General features: G+C 69.6%; 14 protein-coding genes. 7 read left to right on the top strand and 7 right to left on the bottom strand.

What is annotated here, in order from left to right; translation table 11 throughout:
- Positions 1-13: 13 nt before the first annotated feature.
- Complete coding sequence (gene dnaE / locus GQ56_RS0133640; RefSeq protein WP_031402840.1) at positions 14-3,547, bottom strand: DNA polymerase III subunit alpha; 3,534 nt, start codon at positions 3,545-3,547, stop codon at positions 14-16.
- Positions 3,548-3,763: 216 nt separating this feature from the next.
- Between dnaE and GQ56_RS0133635 the strand changes: the two genes are divergently transcribed.
- Positions 3,764-4,618, top strand: coding sequence for a sulfurtransferase (locus tag GQ56_RS0133635; RefSeq protein ID WP_031402839.1), 855 nt, complete (start codon positions 3,764-3,766; stop codon positions 4,616-4,618).
- 19 nt (positions 4,619-4,637) lie between these two features.
- Positions 4,638-5,534 (top strand): tRNA glutamyl-Q(34) synthetase GluQRS, encoded by an 897-nt coding sequence (gluQRS, locus tag GQ56_RS0133630; RefSeq protein WP_200878017.1) that lies wholly within the window; start codon positions 4,638-4,640, stop codon positions 5,532-5,534.
- 189 nt (positions 5,535-5,723) lie between these two features.
- Here the strand turns inward: gluQRS and GQ56_RS0133625 are convergent, their stop codons facing one another.
- From GQ56_RS0133625 to purT, 4 genes are all read right to left on the bottom strand, one after another.
- Positions 5,724-7,298 carry a DEAD/DEAH box helicase gene (locus tag GQ56_RS0133625; RefSeq protein WP_043301719.1) on the bottom strand — a complete coding sequence of 525 codons (1,575 nt, stop codon included), beginning with the start codon at positions 7,296-7,298 and terminating at the stop codon, positions 5,724-5,726.
- Positions 7,299-7,701: 403 nt separating this feature from the next.
- Positions 7,702-8,082 carry an MliC family protein gene (locus GQ56_RS0133620; protein ID WP_031402836.1) on the bottom strand — a complete coding sequence of 127 codons (381 nt, stop codon included), beginning with the start codon at positions 8,080-8,082 and terminating at the stop codon, positions 7,702-7,704.
- A 79-nt stretch (positions 8,083-8,161) separates the two neighbouring features.
- A complete protein-coding gene (locus tag GQ56_RS0133615) occupies positions 8,162-8,347 on the bottom strand; it encodes a DUF6726 family protein (protein ID WP_031402835.1) in 186 nt (61 codons plus the stop codon).
- Between the two features lie 18 nt (positions 8,348-8,365).
- Positions 8,366-9,580, bottom strand: coding sequence for a formate-dependent phosphoribosylglycinamide formyltransferase (gene purT, locus GQ56_RS0133610; RefSeq protein WP_031402834.1), 1,215 nt, complete (start codon positions 9,578-9,580; stop codon positions 8,366-8,368).
- 202 nt (positions 9,581-9,782) lie between these two features.
- Here purT and GQ56_RS0133605 point away from each other — a divergent pair, with 202 nt between their 5' ends.
- Positions 9,783-10,328 (top strand): META domain-containing protein, encoded by a 546-nt coding sequence (locus tag GQ56_RS0133605; protein ID WP_031402833.1) that lies wholly within the window; start codon positions 9,783-9,785, stop codon positions 10,326-10,328.
- Between the two features lie 177 nt (positions 10,329-10,505).
- Complete coding sequence (locus GQ56_RS0133600) at positions 10,506-15,203, top strand: FtsK/SpoIIIE family DNA translocase (RefSeq protein WP_031402832.1); 4,698 nt, start codon at positions 10,506-10,508, stop codon at positions 15,201-15,203.
- A 96-nt stretch (positions 15,204-15,299) separates the two neighbouring features.
- Here GQ56_RS0133600 and GQ56_RS0133595 read toward each other — a convergent pair whose 3' ends face one another.
- Positions 15,300-16,544: a lactonase family protein gene (locus GQ56_RS0133595; protein WP_152601939.1), complete on the bottom strand. Its 1,245-nt coding sequence runs from the start codon at positions 16,542-16,544 to the stop codon at positions 15,300-15,302.
- Between the two features lie 167 nt (positions 16,545-16,711).
- Here GQ56_RS0133595 and GQ56_RS0133590 point away from each other — a divergent pair, with 167 nt between their 5' ends.
- On the top strand, positions 16,712-18,541 hold the full coding sequence (locus tag GQ56_RS0133590) for a glycoside hydrolase family 15 protein (protein WP_031402830.1): 1,830 nt from the start codon (positions 16,712-16,714) through the stop codon (positions 18,539-18,541).
- Between the two features lie 212 nt (positions 18,542-18,753).
- Entirely contained in the window at positions 18,754-20,226 is a 1,473-nt protein-coding gene (locus GQ56_RS0133585; protein ID WP_031402829.1) for a polyhydroxyalkanoate depolymerase, read from the top strand.
- A gap of 105 nt (positions 20,227-20,331) precedes the next feature.
- On the opposite strand, the gene GQ56_RS0133580 is transcribed toward GQ56_RS0133585, so the two are convergent.
- Entirely contained in the window at positions 20,332-20,964 is a 633-nt protein-coding gene (locus GQ56_RS0133580) for a TetR family transcriptional regulator (RefSeq protein ID WP_031402828.1), read from the bottom strand.
- Positions 20,965-21,119: 155 nt separating this feature from the next.
- On the opposite strand from GQ56_RS0133580, the gene rsxB reads away from it, so the two are divergent.
- A partial coding sequence (gene rsxB, locus GQ56_RS0133575) for an electron transport complex subunit RsxB (RefSeq protein WP_043301720.1) occupies positions 21,120-21,804 on the top strand: 685 nt, incomplete at its 3' end.

Raw genomic sequence — 21,804 nt, 5'->3', positions numbered from 1 at the left:
ATGCTCAGCCCGTTCAATACGCGATCTCGACGGCGCTGCCGTCGAACGCCGCACGCAGCTCGGCCAGCAGCGCATCACTCGGCTTCACGCGCCACGCATCGCCGAGACGCATTTCACCCTGTGCCCGCGCGTTGCTGTAGTGGATCTGGACCGCGAGCCCGTTCGGCAGCGGCGCCTGCGGGCGGCGCCCGCCGTCGCGACCGCCGCCGCGCGGCGCGGGCGCTTCGACCGCCGGCGCGGCCGCCGGATCGTCCTTCGATACGTGCGGCTCGAGCACGCGGCGCAGCGCGTCCGCATCGGCATTGCCGTTCATCGTCAGCCGCACGGCCTGCGCATAGCGGCTGCGTGCGCGCTCGAGATCCATCACCGTGTCGGCCGTGAAGCGGATGCCGCCCGTGAACGCGTCGTTGCGGGCCTGCCCCTGCACGATCAGCAACTCGTCTTCCTTGAACAGCGCCTTGTTCGCCTCGAACTGCTCGTTGAAGATCGTGATCTCGCACTGGCCCGAGCCGTCGTCGAGCAGCGCGATCAGCATCTTGCCGCGCTGGGTCATCTGCGTGCGCAGCGACGCGATGATGCCGGCGACGAGCTTGTCGCGCCCCTCCTTCAGATCGCCGACCTTCTGCCGCACGAAGCGGCGCACCTCGTCGCGATACGCGTCGAACAGGTGGCCGGACAGGTAGAAACCGAGCGCGCCCTTTTCTTCCTGCAGGCGGCGCTTGTCGTCCCACGCCGGCTCGTCGACGAGCGCATGCGCGTGCGGCGATTCGGCGCCCATGTCGAACAGGCCGGCCTGCATCGCGTTCGCCTCGGCCTGGTCGGCCGCTTCCATCGCGAGCGGCACCGACGCGATCAGCTGCGCGCGGTTCGTGTTCAGCGAATCGAACGCACCGGCGCGGATCAGCGCCTCGACCGTGCGGCGGTTGACGACACGCCGGTCGATCCGCTCGCAGAAGTCGAACAGGTCGGTGAACGCCTTCTCCTCGCGGGCGCGCAGGATTTCCTCGATCGCGTTCTGGCCGCTGCCCTTCACCGCGCCGAGGCCGTAGCGGATCGTGCGCGAACGCTTGCCGTCGGCTTCGGCGACGGGCTCGAACCGGTAGTGCGACTGGTTGATGTCCGGCGGCAGCACGGCGAGGTTGTTCACGACGCAGTCGTCGAACAGGATCTTCACCTTGTCGGTGTCGTCCATCGCGAGCGTCATGTTGGCCGCCATGAATTCGGCCGGATGGTGCGCCTTCAGCCACGCGGTGTAGTACGCGAGCAGCGCATAGGCAGCCGCGTGCGACTTGTTGAAGCCGTAGCCCGCGAACTTCTCCATCAGGTCGAAGATTTCGTCGGACTTCTCGCGCGTGAGGCCGTTCTTCGCCGCACCCTCGGCGAAGATCTCGCGGTGCTTGACCATCTCCTCGGGCTTCTTCTTGCCCATCGCGCGGCGCAGCAAGTCCGCGCCGCCGAGCGAGTAGCCGCCGATGATCTGCGCCATCTGCATCACCTGCTCCTGATAGACCATGATGCCGTAGGTCTCTTTCAGGACGGGTTCGACGCGCGGATCCGGATACTCGACCTTCTCGCGGCCGTGCTTCCGCGCGCAGAAGCTCGGAATCAGGTCCATCGGGCCCGGACGATACAACGACACGAGCGCGATGATGTCCTCGAAGCGGTCGGGCTGCGCATCCTTCAGCATGCCCTGCATCCCGCGGCTTTCCAGCTGGAACACCGCGACCGTGTTGGCCTTCTTCAGGATCTGGAACGATGCGGCGTCGTCGAGCGGCACCTGCGCGAGCGACCAGTCGGCCTTCGACGGATCGAGGCGGCGAATGTAGCGCTCGGCCCAGTCGAGGATCGTCAGCGTCGTGAGGCCCAGAAAGTCGAACTTCACGAGGCCGACTGCCTCGACGTCGTCCTTGTCGTACTGGCTGACGACGCCGCCGTCGTCGCCCTGCGTGTACAGCGGGCAGAAATCGGTCAGCTTGCCGGGCGCGATCAGCACGCCGCCCGCGTGCATCCCGACGTTGCGCGTGAGGCCCTCGACGCGCTGCGCGAGATCGAGCAGCTGGTGGACTTCGTCCTCGTGGTCGTAGCGCTCCTGAAGCTGCGGCTCCTCCTTCATCGCGTCGGCGATCGTCACGTGCTTGCCGGGCTTGAACGGGATCAGCTTCGCGACGCCGTCGGTGAACATGTAGCCGAGATCGAGCACGCGGCCGATGTCGCGCACGGCCGCCTTCGCGGCCATCGTGCCGAAGGTCGCGATCTGCGATACGGCGTCCGCGCCGTATTTCTCCTTCACGTACTGGATCACGCGATCGCGGCCGTGCTGGCAGAAGTCGATGTCGAAGTCGGGCATCGACACGCGTTCCGGGTTCAGGAAGCGCTCGAACAGCAGGTTGTAGCGCAGCGGGTCGAGGTCGGTAATGCCGAGCGCGTACGCGACCAGCGAACCGGCGCCGGAGCCGCGACCCGGGCCGACCGGCACGCCATTGTTCTTCGCCCAGTTGATGAAGTCCGCGACGATCAGGAAGTAGCCGGGAAAGCCCATCTTCGTGATGGTCCCGCACTCGAATTCGAGGCGCTTGTAGTACGTGTCGCGCTGCGCGTCGCGTTCGGCTTCGACCGGATACAGCTGTACGAGCCGCGTCTCGAGCCCTTCCTTCGACAGCTGGACCAGGTAGTCGTCGAGCGACATGCCGTCCGGCGTCGGGAACAGCGGCAGTTTCGGCTTGCCGAGCTCGAGCTTCAGGTTGCAGCGCTTCGCGATCTCCACCGTGTTGGCGATCGCCGACGGCAGATCGGCGAACAGCGCGGCCATGCCTTCCTGCGTGCGGAAGTACTGGTCGGTCGTAAAGCGCTTCTGGCGCCGCGGGTTCGCGAGGATGTCGCCTTCCGAAATGCACACGCGTGCTTCATGCGCGGTGAAATCGTCGTCGGTCATGAACTGCGTCGGGTGCGTCGCGACGACCGGCAGCTTCAGCGCCGCGGCGAGCGTCGCGGCCTGCTGGATGTACGCCTCGGCGCCCGGCTGGCCATAACGCTGCAGCTCGATGTAGAAGCCGCCCGGGAACACCTTCGCCCAGCGTTCGGCGTGACGGCGCGCGGCGTCTTCGTTGCCGGCGGCCAGCGCGAGCCCGATGTCGCCCTGCTGCGCGCCCGACAGCGCGAGCAGCCCCTGCGCGAGCTCGCCGTCGAGCCAGCTCGCGTCGAGTTCCGCGCGGCCGCGGTACTGGTTCGTGAGCCAAGCCTTCGACAGCAGCTCGCAGAGATTCAGGTAGCCGGTCTTGTCCTTGACGAGCAGCAGCAGCCGCGACGGCTTGTCGCGATCGTCCGGATTGGCGATCCAGACGTCGCAGCCGGCGATCGGCTTGATGCCCTTGCCGCGGGCTTCCTGGTAGAAACGGACGAGGCCGAATGCGTTGCCGAGATCGGTGAGCGCGAGCGCACCCTGACCGTCGGCGGCCGCCGCCTTGACGATGTCGTCAATGCGCACGATGCCGTCGGCAATCGAGAATTCGGAGTGAACGCGGAGATGGACGAAGCGAGGATCTGACATGGGCGCTATTGTAGCCGCCCCGCCGCGACGGCTGCCCAAAAAATCCCCGCACCGGCCGTTCGGCCGATGCGCGCGACCCTAAGTCGCGCGACTGGCCGAACGGCCGGATGCCGGCCCGGGCGCGGTTTGCGGGATAATACGGTTTTTCGAATCCACGCCCCGGCTTCGCACCCTTTTTTGCGGGCCGCCGTGCGGCCGTTTTCCCGTCGGACCATCATGACCATCGTCAACCTCGCCGCCTACCACTTCGTGTCGCTCGACGCGACCGAGCAATGGCGCCCGCTCGTCACCGCCCGCTGCAACGAACTCGGCCTGCGCGGCACGATCCTGCTCGCGCCGGAAGGCATCAACCTGTTCATCGCCGGTACGCGTGAAGCCGCCGACGCGTTCATCGCGTACATTCGCCACGATCCGCTGTTCGAAGGCAAGTTCGCGACGCTGCAGTTCAAGGAGAGCCTGTCCGACTCGCAGCCGTTCCGCCGCATGCTCGTGCGCCTGAAGCGCGAGATCATCACGATGAAGAAGCCCGCGATCAAGCCGGAACTCGGCCGCGCGCCGTTCGTCGACGCGCGCACGCTGAAGGCATGGCTTGACCGCGGCCACGACGACACGGGCCGCCCGGTCGTGATGCTCGACACGCGCAATGCGTTCGAGGTCGACGTCGGCACGTTCGACGACGCGCTCGACTACCGGATCGACAAGTTCAGCGAATTCCCGGAAGTCATCGACGCGAACCGCGCCGACCTCGAGGGCAAGACGGTCGTGTCGTTCTGCACGGGCGGCATCCGCTGCGAGAAGGCCGCGATCCACATGAAGGAAATCGGCATCGAGAACGTGTACCAGCTCGAAGGCGGGATCCTGAAGTACTTCGAGGAAGTCGGCGGCGCGCACTATCACGGCGACTGCTTCGTGTTCGACTACCGCACCGCGCTGAATCCGCAGCTCCAGCCCACCGAGAACGTCACGTGCTTCGCGTGCCGCGCGGTCGTCACGCCAGAGGCGCAGCAATCGCCGAGCTACGTGCCCGGCGAGTCGTGCCCGGCCTGCGCACCGGCGGCCAGCGCCGCGTAACCGCGCGCTGCCCCGCGCCCTGATGACCGCCTATCGCGGCCGCTTCGCGCCGTCGCCCACGGGCCCGCTGCACTTCGGCTCGCTGGTCGGCGCGCTCGCGAGCTGGCTCGACGCGCGCGCACACGGCGGCGCGTGGCTCGTGCGCATCGAGGATCTCGACGGCCCGCGCACGGTCCCCGGCGCGGCCGACGGCATCCTCGCGACGCTCGCGCATTTCGGCATGACGCCGGACGAACCGCCCGTCTGGCAAAGCACGCGCGATGCGGCCTATACGGCCGCGCTCGAACGGCTCGTCGCAGCCGGGTTCGTCTATCCGTGCGGCTGCACGCGCAAGGAAATCGCCGATTCGCTGAGCGCCGCGCACGAACGCCACACGACGCTCGCCTACCCGGGCACCTGCCGCACCGGCCTGCATGGCAAGCCCGCGCGCGCGTGGCGGCTGCGCGTGCCGGACGGAGACGCCGCGATCGTCACGTTCGACGATCGCTGGCAACACACGCAATCGCAGAACCTCGCGACCGAAGTCGGCGATTTCGTGCTGAAGCGCGCGGACGGGCAATGGGCCTATCAGCTCGCGGTCGTCGTCGACGATGCCGAGGCGCACATCACGCACGTCGTGCGCGGCGCCGACCTGCTCGACTCGACCGCGCGCCAGATCTACCTGCAGCACTGCCTCGGTGTGCCGACCCCGCAATACCTGCATGTGCCCGTCGTCGTCGATGCGAACGGCGAAAAACTCAGCAAGCAGACGGGCGCGACCGCGCTCGAGCGCGACGATCCGCTGCCGGCGCTGCAGGCCGCGGCCGCACATCTGGGCCTCGCGCCCGACGGCGCGCTCGCCGGTACGACACTCGATGCGTTCTACGCGGCGGCGACGGCCGCGTGGGCGCGGCGCTTCGGGCCGCAGGCGAACTGACGGCGGCCGGCGCGCCCGGTTGGGCGGCCATCTCAGCCGGCAGCACGACAGATGCATCGCCCGCCGGCGCGCCAATCAGCACCCTCCCAGCCCGCCGGCCACGGCCCCAATGAAAAACGGGCACATGCTCGTCGCATGCACCCGCTTGTCCCGCGGCGCTCGCGCGCCGCACCGTTCCCTCCGCCCGGCTTATGCCGACGGCTTGCGCGGCATCCCGAACCCGCCGAGCAGCGCGGCGACCTGACGCTTCGGCCCCTTCTTCTCCGGCTGCTGCGCCGGCTGCACGTCGTCCGGCTGTTTCGCCGAGGCCGACGGCTCATACGGCTTCAGGAAGAAATCGTCGACCGGCGCCTCGTGGCGGCGGTGATGACCGCGCTCGGAACTGCCCGGGCGGCGCCCCGACGCACCGCGATGTTCGTCGCGATCGCGACGGCCGCCGCGCTCACCGCCACGTTCGCCGCCCCGCTGCTCGCTGTTGCGGTCGCCACGGTCGCCACGCTCACCACGGTCGTCGTGACGATGACGCGCCGGCTTGTCGAGCACGAGCGTCTGCACGTCGAGCGGACGCTTGATCAGCTTCTCGATATCGGCGAGCTGCTTGCGCTCGTTCGGGCTGCACAGCGACAGCGCATCGCCCGTCGCACCCGCGCGGCCGGTACGGCCGATCCGGTGCACGTAGTCTTCGGCGCTGAACGGCAGGTCGAAGTTGATCACGGCCGGCAGCTCGGCGATGTCGAGGCCGCGCGCGGCCACGTCGGTCGCGACCAGCGCCTCGATCTCGCCGCGCTTGAACGCGTCGAGCGCCTGCATCCGCTCGATCTGCGTCTTGTCGCCGTGGATCGCCGACGCGACCACGCCGTCGCGCTCGAGGTTGCGCGCCAGCCGGCTCGCGCCGATCTTGCTGTTGCAGAACACGATCACCTGCTTGAGGCCGCGATCGCGCAGCAGTTGCACGACGGCCGCCTGCTTGTCGCCTTCGGCGACGTCGTAGACGATCTGCGTGACGTTCGCGTTGGTCGAGTTGCTGCGCGCGACCTCGATCGTCTGCGGATTGCGCAGGTAGGTCGACGCGAGCTTCTTGATTTCCGGCGAGAAGGTGGCCGAGAACAGCAGCGTCTGGCGATCCTTGGGCAGCAGGTTCAGGATGCGCTGCAGATCGGGCAGGAAGCCCATGTCGAGCATCCGGTCGGCCTCGTCGAGCACGAGGATCTGCACCTGGCCGAGGTTGGCCGTCTTCTGCTGCACGTGGTCGAGCAGGCGGCCCGGCGTCGCGATCAGGATCTCGACGCCGCGTCGCAGCTCGGCCATCTGCGGGTTCATGTCGACGCCGCCGAACACGACCGCGCTGCGCAGCGGCGTGTGCTTCGCATACGCGTGCACGTTCGCGGCGACCTGGTCGGCGAGTTCGCGGGTCGGCGTGAGGATCAGCGCGCGCACCGGGTGGCGCGCGGGCGACGCGCTCGTGTTGGCCTGCGGCAGCAGGCGCTGGATGATCGGCAGCGAGAAACTCGCGGTCTTGCCGGTACCCGTTTGCGCGGCGCCCATGACGTCGCGGCCGGCGAGCACGACCGGAATGGCCTGCGCCTGGATCGGCGTCGGCGTCGTATAGCCCTGCTCCGCAATGGCTTTCAGGATATCGGCGGCAAGGCCGAATTGATCGAAGGTTGCGTCGACGGGCTTGGCGACAGAATCGGACATGGTGGCGTTTCGCTCAAAAGGCGCGGCGGGGACATCGTGCGTCAGGCCAGCCGGGCCTGCGCTCATCACAATTCGGAAATAGACGGAGCCGCGGCGCGCCGCGCGGCGCCGCTCTGGCGCTTGGGACCGGTTCAATGCGAACGCTGGACGCCAGGCCGTGCGGACTCCGTTCGGCGCGAATGCCGGCGGAAAGGGCCGTATTGTAGCACTGCGCGGCCATCTGTCCGTGACAACGCCACGAACGACCTCGACGGCGGTTCGTTCAGCCGGCCGGGGCGGGCCCGTACGACCGCCGAGCGGCCCGATCGGGCAGCCCCGATAGGCGGGCGGATAATATCAGGGGCCTGATCCAGGGAAGTCGCGCCGGATCGTCGGCGGCCGGCTCGCAACCCCGCCCGGCAAGCCCGGCGGCCCGCCAGACGGCGACGAACCGACCGCGGCCGGCACGCCCCACGCCCGTACCCGGCGCTCAGCCCTTCTTCTTTTTCTTGTCGACCTGCACGCAATCGCCCAGCAGCGGCGGCGCACTCTGGTCGGCAATCTCGTCGCGCAGCATCGCTTCCTTGCCCTTCGTCCACCACGAATAGCGGCCGGCCTGGTAGCGTGCGCCCGACGCCGATACGGTATCGACGAACAGCATCTGCCGCCCGTTGACCGGCACGAGCGCGAAGCTCTGGCCGTTGCCCGCGAGCCAGTACGACACGCGTACCGGCTGCTTCTGGTTCGCGCACTGGTAGACGGCGAACTGGCGCGAATCGGCGTCGATTTCCTCGACGGTCAGTTGCGCGGCATGCGCGACGGAAACGGCGGCGCCGGCCAGCGCGAGCGCGGCGAAGGTCTGGCGAATCATGCGGGTCCTCTCACGAGACGGGTGGGAGCGCGCCCTCGCGGGGCGCGCCATTCATGGTGGGCGAGCGCGCGGGCCTCGCTCAGGGATCGATCACGTCCGCGCACGCATCCGTCGGCGCGGCCGCGACATGGCCGACGAGCGGCACGATCTTGAGCCCGGCCGATGCGACCCGGCACGGCGCGGCCGCGAGGCCGCAACCCGTGAGACTCGCGACAAGCGCCAGTGCGACGCCCAGCTTTCCGATACGCAACCACTTCGGCGCCATCGTTCTCTCCTGGTGCAATCAGCGGGCCGACACGGGCCGGACGGCCGCGGCGGCGCGCTTCGCGCGTTCGCGGGCCTCGTCGACGGTCGCGCCGGTCGCCAGCGCCACGCCCATGCGCCGTTTCGCGAAGCTTTCCGGCTTGCCGAACAGGCGCAGGTCGGCGCCCGGCACCGCAAGCGCGTCGCGCACGCCTTCGAACGCGATCCCGCGCTCGTCGAGCCCGCCGTAGATCACGGCCGACGCAGCCGGCGTACCGAGCGCCGGATCGACCGGCAGCCCGAGAATCGCGCGCGCATGCAGCTCGAATTCCGACTGGCGCTGCGACGCGAGCGTGACGAGGCCCGTATCGTGCGGCCGCGGGCTCACCTCGGAGAACCACACGTCGTCGCCGCGCACGAACAGCTCGACGCCGAACAGCCCGCGCCCGCCGAGCGCCTCGGTCACCTTGTGCGCGATCTCGCGCGATTTCTCCAGCGCCGCCGCGCTCATCGGCTGCGGCTGCCACGACTCGACGTAGTCGCCCGCGACCTGCACGTGGCCGACCGGCTCGCAGAAATAGGTGCGCGTATCGCCGGTCGCCGGGTCGATCGCGCGCACGGTCAGCTGCGTGATCTCGTAGTCGAAATCGATGAAGCCCTCGACGATCACGCGGCCGTGATTCACGCGCCCGCCCGCCATCGCGTAGTCCCACGCGGGCCGCACGTCGGCCCCGGTCTTCAAGACCGATTGCCCCTTGCCCGACGACGACATCACCGGTTTCACGACGCACGGCATGCCGATCTTCGCGACGGCCGCCTCGAACGCCTCGAACGAATCCGCGAACGCATACGGCGACGTCGGCAGGCCGAGCGACTCGGCCGCGAGCCGGCGGATCCCTTCGCGGTTCATCGTGAGCTGCGTCGCGCGCGCGGTCGGAATCACCTCGGCGAGGCCGGCCGCCTCGATCGCCGCGAGCGCGTCGGTCGCGATCGCCTCGATCTCGGGCACGATCAGGTGCGGCTTCTCGGCTTCGACGATCGCCCGCAGCGCGGCGGCATCCGTCATGTCGATCACGTGCGCGCGATGCGCGACCTGATGGCCCGGCGCGTCCGGATAGCGGTCGACCGCCACGACTTCGACGCCGAGACGCTGCAACGCGATGATGACTTCCTTGCCGAGCTCGCCGGCGCCGAGCAGCATGACGCGCGTGGCCGAGGGTGAAAGCGGCGTACCGAGCCGCTGACCGATCTGCATGTGAATTCCCGCTTCTGGTGGAGGACGAAAACGGCTCCGATGTTAACACGCGACGCGGCACGGATCCGGGGCGTTGCGCCGCGCCGACGCCGGCCCGCGCCCGGGTCGCGAACGTTTTCACGCGCGAAGTGTCGGCTCGCCTGCCGCGGGGCGGGTGCGTTACTCTTACGCCTTGATCAGAATCCGAAGAGGAACGAGGCTCATGTCCCACCTGTCCGCAGCCACACGCGCACGCACCGGCCTGCTTCGCCCGTTGCGCGCGCCGCTGTGCGCGTTGACGCTTGCCACGCTTCTCGCCGCCTGCGCGATGCCGACCCACCCCGATTCCGCCGCCCCCGCGCCCGACCCGTTCAACCCGGCCGCCGTCCAGCTGCTCGACGACACGAGCTGGGAACTCACCGGCTGGCTGAACGCCGACGGCACGCCGCGCACGATCCCGCACGGCGACAACGGCGAGCCGATCAAGCTCGCGCTGTCGACCGAATCGGGCATCCGGCGCGCCAGCGGGTTCTCCGGCTGCAACCGCTACATGGGCACCTACGCGATCAAGAACGGCCTGCTGAGCTTCGGGCCGCTCGCCGGCACGCGGATGGCCTGCCCGAATACGCTCGGCGGCCAGCTCGAACCCGCGTTCCTCGACGCGCTCGCCCACGTCGACAAGACCGGCGTGCAGATGCGCGAGCCGCAGCAACTGCAGATCGTGACCGCCGACGGCGCGACGCTGACCTTCACGCACCGGCGCCCCTGATGCACGGCGCGCGCAAAGGCCGACCGACCGCCTTTGCGTGGCGCGCCACGCGCGTATGCCGTGCTCACGCCTCGCTCGGCGTGAAGCGGATTCGCGTCGTGTTGGAGTCCTGTTCGCCGGCCGGTTAAACTCGGCGGGTCGCGCCTTGCGCGCCCCTCCCCACTCCTGTTTCAAAGCATGCACACGGTAGTCTTCGGCTGGTTCGGCATCTCCGCCGTCTGGTTCCTCCTTCTCTTCTGGCGTCTCGTGCAGGCGATGCTGCCCGGCGGCGGCGGGCTCGCCGGCCGCGGCTCGATCCGCCTGTGGCTCGGCTTCGTCGCGGTGTTCGTGGCGAGCTGCACGCTGACAAGCCCGCTGTCGGGCCCCGACACGGACGCGCTCGGCCATGCGCTCTCGGCCGGCCTCGCCCACGTGCTCGGCCCGATCGGCACGCCGGTCGCGATGGTCGTGCTGTTCTTCGCCGGATTGCCCTGGCTGATCGGAATCGGCTGGCGGCAGTTCGCCGCATGGGTCGACACGTCGTTCGGCGTCAAGCTGTCGCGCGACGGCGGCGACGACGACGCGCGCGGAATCGCCGACCTGCCGCGCAGCGCGCTGCATCGCGACGACGACGTCGTACAGCCGACCACCGCGCATACCGTCAATTCGATGGCGCCGCGCCAGAACGGCCGCTATTCGCGCCCGACGCTGTGGAAACCCGACCCGCAGGCGCGGCCGAAGCCGCGCAGCAAGACGCCGCCGCGCCCGCACGCGGAACCTGTCGCGCCGTCGGGCTGGCTGAAGCCGGCCGCGCCGCAGCGCATGCCGGCGGCCCCCGCACCGAACCCGCCCGGCAGCGCAATGCCGCCGCCGACGACCGGCAGTACCGCCAGCCTCGCGCGCGCGGCAGCGAACTCGCAGGTGCCGCGCCCCGATCCGGCCCCGCTGCCGGTCGGGTTCGAGCCGGTCCGCCCGCGTCCGACCGCCGCTCGTCCGGCCAGCGCCGCGTCGAAGCCGAGCGCGCCGCGCGCCGCGGTCACGCCGCGGCCGGCCGTTGCGCAACCGCCCCGCCCGCCCGTGCGACCGGTCGCGGGAGCCGGCACGGCCGGCCCGACGCCCGACGCGGCGCGACGCCGCCCGGCGCCGCCGACGCCGGCGCGCGCGCCGCTCTACGCGTGGACGGAAAAGCCCGCCGCGCCGATCACGCCGGCGCCGAGCGTGCACGATACGCTGCGCTCGATCGAAGCGAGCACGGCGCAATGGGCGACGCTCGGCACTACGCCCCCGACCGACGCAACGCACGCCGCGGCAGCCGCCGTGGGCGGCGGCATGGCAGCGGCTGCGGCCGGAATGGCGTCGGCTACGGCAGCTACCGCGGCTACGGCGGCGACCTTCACCGCGACTCACGGCATCGCGGCGCATGCCGCCGATGTTCCCGTTGAACACGCCGCAACGCCTGCGCATGACGACACCGCGCCGATCGTGCTCGACGCGTTCATGCCGGCCGCGCCCGATTTCCTGGCGCCGGTTGCCGATCCGGGTACCCCGGCCTTCGGCGCCGCCGTCACGCCCGCCTCGTCCGGCGAAGCCGCGCTTGCACACCGCGCCGGCGACGAGATCCGCCACGTCGATACCGCAAACGCCCCGCAGGCCCCGGGCATCGCGCCCGCGCCGTCGTTCGGCGCGCCCATCGATCTCGCTCCGTGGGAAGACGTCGCCGACGCGCCGGTTTCCGCGTTCGACGCGTCCGCATGGAAGCCGGTCGCCGAATCGTCGACGGCCGCGACGGGACCGGAGCCGGCCCATGCCGCCGCCGTACCGGCCAGGGCCGGAACGGTTCACGACATCGCCGCACACGAGCCACCCGTATCCATCGATACCGACGACGCATACGACGCACAACCGGCCGCTGCAATCGATCGCGCGGCAGCGGACGGCGCGACGCGAGACATCGCCGGTGCCGACGTCGACGCGAAACCCGTCGCGAGCCTCGCGCCATTCGCGGCCCTCCCGTCGTTGTCGACCGCCGAGACGACGTCGCGCGCCCATGCCGAAACCAGGCCGTTTGCGGCAACCTCGGCACCGGCCGCATCGACCGATACGTCGGAAACCGCCGGGCCGGATACGGCGGAACGCGCAGCACCGCCGCCGGCCATCGGTCAGCGCACCGCGCAAGCGACGGATTGGGCACGGACGCCGTCGATTCAACCGACCGCGCAACCGGCCACGCCTCATGCGCCGGCCTTCACGGAATTGCCGAAATCGCCGGCCGCTGCCCAGCCATTTGCCGTTGCGCAAGCCGCTTCGCCCGCCGCCACGCCGCCGATCGGCGGCTCCGCACAGGGTTCGAACGTGCCGGCACCTGCCTTCGCGTCGAGCGGCACGCCGGTCACGCCGGCCGTTTCTCCGGATCGAGCGACCGGCGCCGCACCCGGTGCGATTGCTCGACCGGCTGCCTCGACATCGACCGTTGCCCCTGTCGCGCCGGCATTCCCGATCGGCTTGACCGGCATCGTGCCGGCTTCGCTCTCGCAGCTGGCCGGATCTGCATCGGCGTCGACCGTCGCGACAATCGCGGCGGCTGCGCCGGCCAGCGTGGCAAGCGTCACCGGCAGTTCGCCCGCCAACGTATCGGCACCGTCACCGATCGCCACGACCGCTGCACCCGCAGCCGCGTCAGCAGCGACCGCCACGCCGGCTGCATCATCCAGCTCCCCGGCGCAGGCGCCCGTCCAGGCAGCCACGCCGGCAGCGGTTGCCGCCGCCCCCGTGACGTTCTCGTTCGGTTCGGTCGCCGCTCCGTCCTCCGCACCCGCACCGACGCTGCCGGCCACCCCGGCAGGCTCGTCGACCGGCACGGCAATCGGCACATCCGAAACCTCCGGCGCAACCGCACTGCAACCGGTAGCCAGCCTGCCGGTGCCGCCGGCCGCTTCCGGCATGACGGCAACGTCGCCCGGCACCGCTGCGTCAATGGCCACGGCGGCGGCAGCTCCGGCGCGTCCGGGCGCGGGCTCCCCGCCGCCCTTCGGCGCCGCCGCCGCGACGCAGGCCCCGCCGTCCGCATCCGCGCCGGCCGCCATCGCCGCCACGACGTTCACCGCCTCGCCCACGCCCACGACGCCCCCGTCGCCGGCCGGCTGGTCCGTACTGAATGTTTCCGCCGCACCGGCAGCCGTGCCGGCCGCGGTACCGCAGCCGGCAGCCACGCTCCCTGGCGCGCATCTCGCCGCGCCGCCTGCTGCCACCGTCGTGCCGACGCTTCCCGTCGCTCCGCTTGTCGAGGCAACCGCCATGGCGGCGACCGAGCCAACCGAACCGACCGAGCCGGCCGAAGCCCCGCCGCAGCCCGCCCCCGATACGCCGGCGCGCCCGCCGCGCCCGAACGCGTTCGAATTCCACGCACCCGCGTCGTTCAACGTCGAACTGCCGACGCTCGACCTGCTCGAGCCCGCGTCCGGCGACGTCGAAACGATCACCGACGAGCACCTCGCGCAAACCGCGCAGGTGATCGAACAGCGGCTGCAGGAATTCAAGGTGCCGGTGACGGTGGTCGGCGCGTCGGCCGGCCCGGTCATCACCCGCTTCGAGATCGAACCCGCGCTCGGCGTGCGCGGCAGCCAGATCGTCGGGCTGATGAAGGATCTGTCGCGCGGCCTCGGCCTCACGTCGATCCGCGTCGTCGAGACGATTCCCGGCAAGACCTGCATGGGCCTCGAACTGCCGAACGCGAAGCGGCAGATGATCCGCCTGTCGGAGATCCTCGAATCGCGCCAGTACCAGCACTCGGCCTCGCAGCTGACGATCGCGATGGGCAAGGACATCACGGGCCACCCGATCGTCACCGATCTCGCGAAGGCGCCGCACATGCTAGTCGCCGGTACGACGGGCTCGGGCAAATCGGTCGCGATCAACGCGATGATCCTGTCGCTGCTGTACAAGGCGACGCCCGAGGACGTGCGGCTCATCATGATCGACCCGAAGATGCTGGAGTTGTCGGTCTACGAAGGCATTCCGCACCTGCTCGCACCGGTCGTCACCGACATGAAGCTCGCGGCGAACGCGCTGAACTGGTGCGTCGGCGAGATGGAGAAGCGCTACCGGCTGATGTCGGCCGTCGGCGTGCGCAACCTCGCGGGCTTCAACCAGAAGATCCGCGACGCCGAAGCGAAGGAAAAGAAGATCGGCAACCCGTTCTCGCTGACGCCCGACGATCCCGAGCCGCTGTCGACGCTGCCGCTGATCGTCGTCGTGATCGACGAGCTGGCCGACCTGATGATGGTCGCCGGCAAGAAGATCGAGGAACTGATCGCCCGGCTCGCGCAGAAGGCGCGTGCGGCCGGCATCCACCTGATCCTCGCGACGCAGCGTCCGTCCGTCGACGTGATTACCGGCCTGATCAAGGCGAACATCCCGACGCGGGTCGCGTTCCAGGTGTCGTCGAAGATCGATTCGCGCACGATTCTCGACCAGATGGGCGCCGAATCGCTGCTCGGCATGGGCGACATGCTGTTCCTGCCGCCGGGCACCGGCTATCCGCAGCGCGTGCACGGCGCGTTCGTCGCCGACGAGGAAGTGCACCGGATCGTCGAGTACCTGAAGCAGTTCGGCGAGCCGCAATACGAGGAGGGGATCCTCGACGGCCCGGCCGCCGACGGCGCGACGCAGGATCTGTTCGGCGATGCGCCGGACGCGGAAGCCGATCCGCTGTACGACGAAGCCGTCGCGTTCGTGGTGCGCACGCGGCGCGCGTCGATCTCGTCGGTGCAGCGGCAGTTGCGCATCGGCTACAACCGCGCCGCGCGCCTCGTCGAGCAGATGGAAGCCGCCGGCCTGGTCTCGCCGATGGGCATCAACGGCAGCCGCGAGGTGCTCGTGCCGGCCGCGGCCGACTGAGCACGCCGGCCGGCCGCCGCCGGTTGATACGGGCGCACCGGGAAACCGGCCGCCCCGAAACCCGAAGGGCGCTGCATCCGCAGCGCCCTCGTTCGTTTACTGCACCGGCACCAGCTTGAAGTCGACCGGCTTGCCGACCGCCACCTTCCGCGGATCCGAGGCGAGCTCCCCGGTCGCGACGTCGCGGCGGAACACGTAGAACGTATCGCTGTCCTGGTTGCCGACGATCAGCCACTTGCCGGTCGGATCGATCAGGAACTCGCGCGGCGTCCTGCCGAGGCTCGGCTGGCGGCCGACTTGCTTCAGCCGGCCGTCGGCCTGGTCGACCGCGTAGATCACGAGGTCGTTCGCATCGCCGCGGTTGCTCACGTACAGGAAGCGGCCGTCCGGCGACAGGTGGATCGCGCCGCCGCCGACCTTGCCCTTGAAACCGGGCGCGGTCATCGACACGGTCTCGACGGGCGTCAGCCTGCCGTCGTGGTAGCCGAACACCTCGACCGACGCGTTGAGCTCGCTCGTCACGTACGCGAACCGGCCGTCGGCGCCGAACACCATGTGACGCGGGCCCGAACCGGCCTTCACCGGCGTGTAGCGCGTGTCGGTCGGGCCGATCAGCCCGCGGCTGCCGTCCACCGTGTAGCGGTAGCCGTAGATCTTGTCCGCGCCGAGATCCTGCACGAACAGGTAGCGGCCGTCCGGCGAAAACACCGTCGAATGGACGTGCGCACCGTCCTGGCGGCCCTTCACGGGCCCGGTGCCTTCGTGGTGCACGGTCAGCACGGCCTGGCCGACCGCGCCGTCGTCACGCAGCGGGAACACCGCGAAGCTGCCGCCCGGATCCGCCGCGACCGAGTAGTTCGCGGTCACGAGGTACTTGCCGTCCGGCGACAGTGCGAGGTAGCAAGGATCGTTCCCTTCCGACGACACGCGGTCGATGAAGCTCAGCGCGCCCGTCTTCGCGTCGAAGCGGAATGCGCTGATGCCGCCGCGCTGCGACGCCGGCCCGTCGTCGCCGGGCAGTTCGTTGACCGCGTAGACGGTGCGACCGTCGCGGCTCGGCAACAGGTACGACGGATTCACCGTCTTCGCCGACGACACGGGCGCGACGCTGCCGGTTTTCGTATCGAAGCGGTAAACATAGATGCCGTCGCTGCCGCCGCCCGTGTAGGTGCCGACGAGCAGGTTGTAGACGCCGTCGGCCGGCGCGGCCGGCTGCTGCGCCATTGCATGGGTCGCGGACAAGGAGAGCACGATTGCGAAACCTTTCATCCAGTGAGCGAACCTGAGCGGGAACCCTCGTGTCGAAGCGCGTGCGTCACGCTCACGTAAACGGTTGGGCATTGAATCCTCCTTGCATCGAGTCGCTTCAAGTGTTGAGATAGGACGAAGCGCCGGCCGTTCATGCGCTCCGCCGCCCGGCCGAGTATACGCGGGGCGCGACGCCGGCGCGCTCAGCCCGGCCGCTGCCGTCCGCATCGTGAACGCGAATACCAAAGGATCGCCTGCCCATGCCCGCCCTGATCGAAGACTACGCCCTCGTCGGCGACGGCCACACGGCCGCGCTGATCGCAAAAGACGGCTCCGTCGACTGGCTGTGCTGGCCCCGCTTCGATTCGGGCGCCTGCTTCGCGGCGCTCGTCGGCACGCCCGAGCACGGCCGCTGGCTGCTCGCGCCGGCCGCCGACGCCGCGGTCACGCACACGACCCGCCGCTATCGCGGCGACACGCTGATTCTCGAAACCGATTACGAGAGCGCCGACGGCGCCGTCACCGTGATCGACTTCATGCCGCCCGGCAACGGCTGGTCCGAACTGGTGCGGATCGTCGTCGGCCGCCACGGCAAGATGAAGATGCGCATGGAGCTCGTGCTGCGCTTCGACTACGGTTTCTCGATCCCGTGGGTCACGCGACTGACCCGCGAGGACGGCATGAAGGCGATCGCGGGCCCCGACACCGTCGTGCTGCGCACGCCGGTGCCGCTCACCGGGGAAAACCTCCATACGCTCGCGGAATTCACGGTGAGCGCCGACCAGCGCGTGCCGTTCTCGCTCGGCTACGCGGCGTCGCACCTGCGGCTGCCGCCGGCCCGCGACCCGCTGTCGATGCTCGCGCGCACCGAGAACTACTGGCTCGAATGGTCGGGCCGCTGCCAGGTGCAGGGCCGCTACGCGGCCGCCGTGCGCCGCTCGCTGATCACGCTGAAGGCGCTCGCCTACGAGCCGACCGGCGGCATCGTCGCGGCGCCGACCACGTCGCTGCCCGAGAAGATCGGCGGCAACCGCAACTGGGACTACCGCTACTGCTGGCTGCGCGACGCGACGATCACGCTGCTCGCGCTGATGCGCGGCGGCTACTACGACGAGGCGCGCGCATGGCGCACGTGGCTCGGCCGCGTGATGGCCGGGTCGCCCGAGCAGATCCAGATCATGTACGGAATCGCCGGGGAACGGCGGCTGCCGGAAATGGAGCTCGACTGGCTGCCCGGCTACCAGGACTCGAAGCCGGTCCGGGTCGGCAACGGCGCCGCGAACCAGCTCCAGCTCGACGTGTTCGGCGAGGTGATGGCCGCGCTGCACCTCGCGCGCGTGGGCGGCCTGCAGGCCGACGACACCGTCTGGTCCGTGCAATGCGCGCTGCTCGATCACCTCGAGAAGATCTGGCAGGAACCCGACGAAGGCATCTGGGAAACGCGCGGCGGGCGCCGCCATTTCACGTTCTCGAAGGTGATGGCGTGGGTCGCGTTCGACCGTGCGATCAAGTCGGCGGAGATGTTCCGGCTGCCCGGCTCGCTCGACCGCTGGCGCGCGCTGCGCGAGCGGATCCACGCCGACGTATGCGACAACGCGTGGCACGAGGGCAAGCAGGCGTTCGCCCAGAGCTACGGCAGCGACGAGCTCGACGCGAGCGTGCTGCTGATGCCGCTGCTCGGCTTCCTGCCGCCGGAAGACCCGCGCATCGCCGGCACGGTCGATGCGATCGAGCGCGAATTGCTGCACGACGGGCTCGTGATGCGCTACCGCACGACCGATTACGACGACGGCCTGCCGCCCGGCGAAGGCACGTTTCTCGCGTGCAGCTTCTGGCTGGTCGACAACTACGCGCTGCTCGGCCGCATCGACGACGCGCACCGCCTGTTCAGCCGGCTGCTCGCGCTGTCGAACGACCTCGGGCTGCTCGCCGAGGAATACGACCCGGTGGCCGGACGGCAGGTCGGCAACTTCCCGCAGGCGTTCTCCCACGTGGCGCTCGTGCATACCGCGATGAACCTGATGCACCACGAGGACGCGATGGCGCGCGCGGCAGGCCAGCCCGCGCCGGCCGTCGCCACGGGGCGCTGAACGCGTGCGCGGCCGGGTTGTTCAGAGAACGTCAAATCGCAAAACTTTGATGAAAAATCGGGGAAATGTTGCATTGCACCACCCATCTTTGTCCGATATGATCGTCGCGATTGTCCGGCCGCAGTGCAACATGGCCGGCCGCTGACCCATACGGCACGCCGCGACGCCCCACGCCGCCCTTGCGCACCGTCCCCCACGCGGGAGTAGCCTGCATGCTTTACCAACTGCACGAATTCCAGCGGGCCATGCTGAGCCCGCTGACGGCCTGGGCCCAGGCCGCGTCCAAATCGTTCGCCAATCCGTCGAGCCCGTTCTCGCTGATGCCGGGCGCGACGCGGATGGCCGCCGCCTACGAACTGATGTACCGGCTCGGCAAGGATTACGAGAAGCCCGAATTCAACATTCATCAGATCGTCAAGGACGGCCACAACATCCCGATCGTCGAGCAGACGATCGTCGAGAAGCCGTTCTGCCGGCTGCTGCGTTTCAAACGCTATTCGGACGACGCCGACGCCGTCACGCAACTGAAGGACGAGCCGGTCGTGCTGGTCTGCGCACCGCTGTCGGGCCACCACTCGACGCTGCTGCGCGACACCGTGCGCACGCTGCTGCAGGATCACAAGGTCTACATCACCGACTGGATCGATGCGCGGATGGTGCCGGTCGAGGTCGGCCCGTTCCACCTGCACGACTACATCGCCTACATCCAGGAATTCATCCGCCACATCGGCGCGCGCAACCTGCACGTGATCTCGGTGTGCCAGCCGACGGTGCCGGTGCTCGCGGCGATCTCGCTGATGGCGAGCCGCGGCGAGGATACGCCGCTCACGATGACGATGATGGGCGGCCCGATCGACGCACGCCGCAGCCCGACGTCGGTCAACTCGCTCGCCACCCAACACTCCACCGCGTGGTTCGAGAACAACGTGATCCACACGGTGCCGGCGAACTATCCGGGCGAAGGCCGCCAGGTGTATCCGGGCTTCCTGCAGCACACCGGTTTCGTCGCGATGAACCCGGAGCGGCATGCCCAGTCGCACTGGGATTTCTACCAGAGCCTGCTGCGCGGCGACGAGGACGACGCCGAGGCGCACCGCCGTTTCTATGACGAATACAACGCGGTGCTCGACATGGCCGCCGAGTATTACCTCGAAACGATCCGCGTCGTGTTCCAGGAATTCCGGCTGGCCGAGGGTACGTGGGACGTCGCAGGCGAGCGCGTGCGCCCGCAGGACATCCGGCACACCGCGCTGATGACGGTCGAGGGCGAACTCGACGACATCTCGGGCAGCGGCCAGACGCACGTCGCGCACGAGCTGTGCACCGGCATTCCGCAAGACCAGCGCCGCAGCCTGACCGCCGAGAAGTGCGGTCACTACGGGATCTTCTCGGGCCGCCGCTGGCGCACGATCATTTACCCGCAACTGCGCGACTTCATCCGCGAACACGAGCCGGAGCCGAAGCACGGCGCCGCGAAGGATCGCCCGGAAGCGCCGGCCACCGCGACGCTCGCGGCCGTGCCGGCGGCCGGCGACGCGCCGACCGAAACGACGCGGGCCGCCGCGGCGAAGCGCACGCGCGCGAAGGCGCCGGCTGCCGCCGTGCCCGCCAAGGCAGCACCGGCCACGAAGCGCGCCGGCAGCGGCGCCCGCGCCAAGACCGTACGCGCGCGCAAGGCCGCCTGACGCCGCGCGCCCCGACGACAAAACGCCGCCGTTGCCTGCGCACGGCGGCGTTTTTGCATCCGGCGCCCGCCCGGGCCGCCGGTTCACGCCGGTAACGGACGCCGGTCAGCGCCGCAGCAGATATGCGAGCAGCACCTCGGTGTTCATCCGGACCATCTCGGCGCGCTCGTCGGCGTCGGTGAAGTCGCGGCCGAGCGTCGCGGCAAGCGTGAAGCGGTTCGACACGATGTAGTAGCCGAGCCCCGACAGCGTCACGTAGAAGCGCAGCGGATCGACGTCGGTGCGGAACAGGCCGGCCTTCTGGCCGCGCGTCAGCACGTTGCCGAGCTTCGCGACGATCGGCGACATCATCTCGCGGATCCGCGTCGACTTGTGCAGGTAGCGCGCTTCGTGCAGGTTCTCGTTGTTGATGAGCCGGAGCAACTCCGGGTGGTCGCGGTAGTAGTCCCAAACGAAATGGGCCAGCCGCGTGACGGCTTCGACCGGCGCGACGCCGTCGAGGTCGAGCACGCGCTCGGCTTCGGTCAGCGCGGCGAACGCGTGTTCGAGCACGGCCGTGAACAGCTGCTCCTTGCTGCCGAAATAGTAATAGAGCATGCGCTCGTTGGTTTCGGCCCGGCGCGCGATCTGGTCGACGCGCGCGCCGAACAGCCCTCCACTCGCGAACTCTTCGGCTGCCGCCATCAGGATGCGGCGCCGCGTACCTTCAGGATCTCTTTTGATTTTTGGCTGATTCATGGTGGCGTTTTGCTATGTGAGCCGCGTGATCCGGACCGGCACCCCACCGCCTCGGCGCCGGCCGCCCGGGAACGGGCGCGCCGCGGGCGGCCGCCCTCCTGCTGAGCCCCTGCAAAAAAGCGGTTCGATTATGCGCACAGACGGCGTCCAGCGCAATGCGGGAAATCGGCGATAATCGAGCTTTGGCAAACCTTTCCGGCCGCGCCCGACGTGGCCGAGAGCCATTCGGCGCTGCCGCGCCCGTAGTCACCGTGACCGATTCCAAAATACTCGCGGATCGCATCGAAGATCTGCTTCCCCAGACGCAATGCACGAAGTGCGGCTATAACGGCTGCCGCCCGTACGCCGAGGCCATCGCCGCCGGCGACGCGAACTACAACCAGTGCCCGCCCGGCGGCGCCGAAGGCATCGCGCGCCTCGCGGGTCTGCTCGGCAAACCGGTGATTCCGCTGAACCCCGTCAACGGCAGCGAGCATCCGCGCGCCGTCGCCTTCATCGACGAAAGCCTGTGCATCGGTTGCACGCTGTGCATGCAGGCGTGCCCGGTCGACGCAATCGTCGGCGCGCCGAAGCAGATGCACACGATCGTCGCGTCGCTGTGCACGGGCTGCGACCTGTGCGTGCCGCCTTGCCCCGTCGACTGCATCGCGATGCTGCCGGTGACCGGCGAGCGCACCGGCTGGGACGCGTGGTCGCAGGAACAGGCCGATGCCGCGCGCGAACGCCACGACCTGCGGCTCGCCCGTCAGCGCCGCGAACGCGACGCCGCCGAAGCGCGCGCGGCTGCCCGCCGCGCGTCCGGCGCAGCGAAGCCCGCCGCCGCCGCACAGCCCGGCCCCC

Source organism: Burkholderia paludis (assembly GCF_000732615.1).
GTDB classification, from domain to species: domain Bacteria; phylum Pseudomonadota; class Gammaproteobacteria; order Burkholderiales; family Burkholderiaceae; genus Burkholderia; species Burkholderia paludis.
This window is presented reverse-complemented; position numbering and strand designations above follow the sequence as displayed.

What these genes read in the sequence shown, in the direction of transcription:
- GQ56_RS0133635 (WP_031402839.1), top strand. Translation starts at nt 3,764, where the DNA reads ATGACCATCGTCAACCTCGCCGCCTACCACTTCGTGTCGCTCGACGCG.
- GQ56_RS0133590 (WP_031402830.1), top strand. Translation starts at nt 16,712, where the DNA reads ATGCCCGCCCTGATCGAAGACTACGCCCTCGTCGGCGACGGCCACACG.
- purT (WP_031402834.1), bottom strand. Translation starts at nt 9,580, where the DNA reads ATGCAGATCGGTCAGCGGCTCGGTACGCCGCTTTCACCCTCGGCCACG.
- GQ56_RS0133615 (WP_031402835.1), bottom strand. Translation starts at nt 8,347, where the DNA reads ATGGCGCCGAAGTGGTTGCGTATCGGAAAGCTGGGCGTCGCACTGGCG.
- dnaE (WP_031402840.1), bottom strand. Translation starts at nt 3,547, where the DNA reads ATGTCAGATCCTCGCTTCGTCCATCTCCGCGTTCACTCCGAATTCTCG.
- GQ56_RS0133625 (WP_043301719.1), bottom strand. Translation starts at nt 7,298, where the DNA reads ATGAGCGCAGGCCCGGCTGGCCTGACGCACGATGTCCCCGCCGCGCCT.
- GQ56_RS0133580 (WP_031402828.1), bottom strand. Translation starts at nt 20,964, where the DNA reads ATGAATCAGCCAAAAATCAAAAGAGATCCTGAAGGTACGCGGCGCCGC.
- GQ56_RS0133605 (WP_031402833.1), top strand. Translation starts at nt 9,783, where the DNA reads ATGTCCCACCTGTCCGCAGCCACACGCGCACGCACCGGCCTGCTTCGC.
- GQ56_RS0133600 (WP_031402832.1), top strand. Translation starts at nt 10,506, where the DNA reads ATGCACACGGTAGTCTTCGGCTGGTTCGGCATCTCCGCCGTCTGGTTC.
- GQ56_RS0133595 (WP_152601939.1), bottom strand. Translation starts at nt 16,544, where the DNA reads ATGCCCAACCGTTTACGTGAGCGTGACGCACGCGCTTCGACACGAGGG.
- GQ56_RS0133585 (WP_031402829.1), top strand. Translation starts at nt 18,754, where the DNA reads ATGCTTTACCAACTGCACGAATTCCAGCGGGCCATGCTGAGCCCGCTG.
- GQ56_RS0133620 (WP_031402836.1), bottom strand. Translation starts at nt 8,082, where the DNA reads ATGATTCGCCAGACCTTCGCCGCGCTCGCGCTGGCCGGCGCCGCCGTT.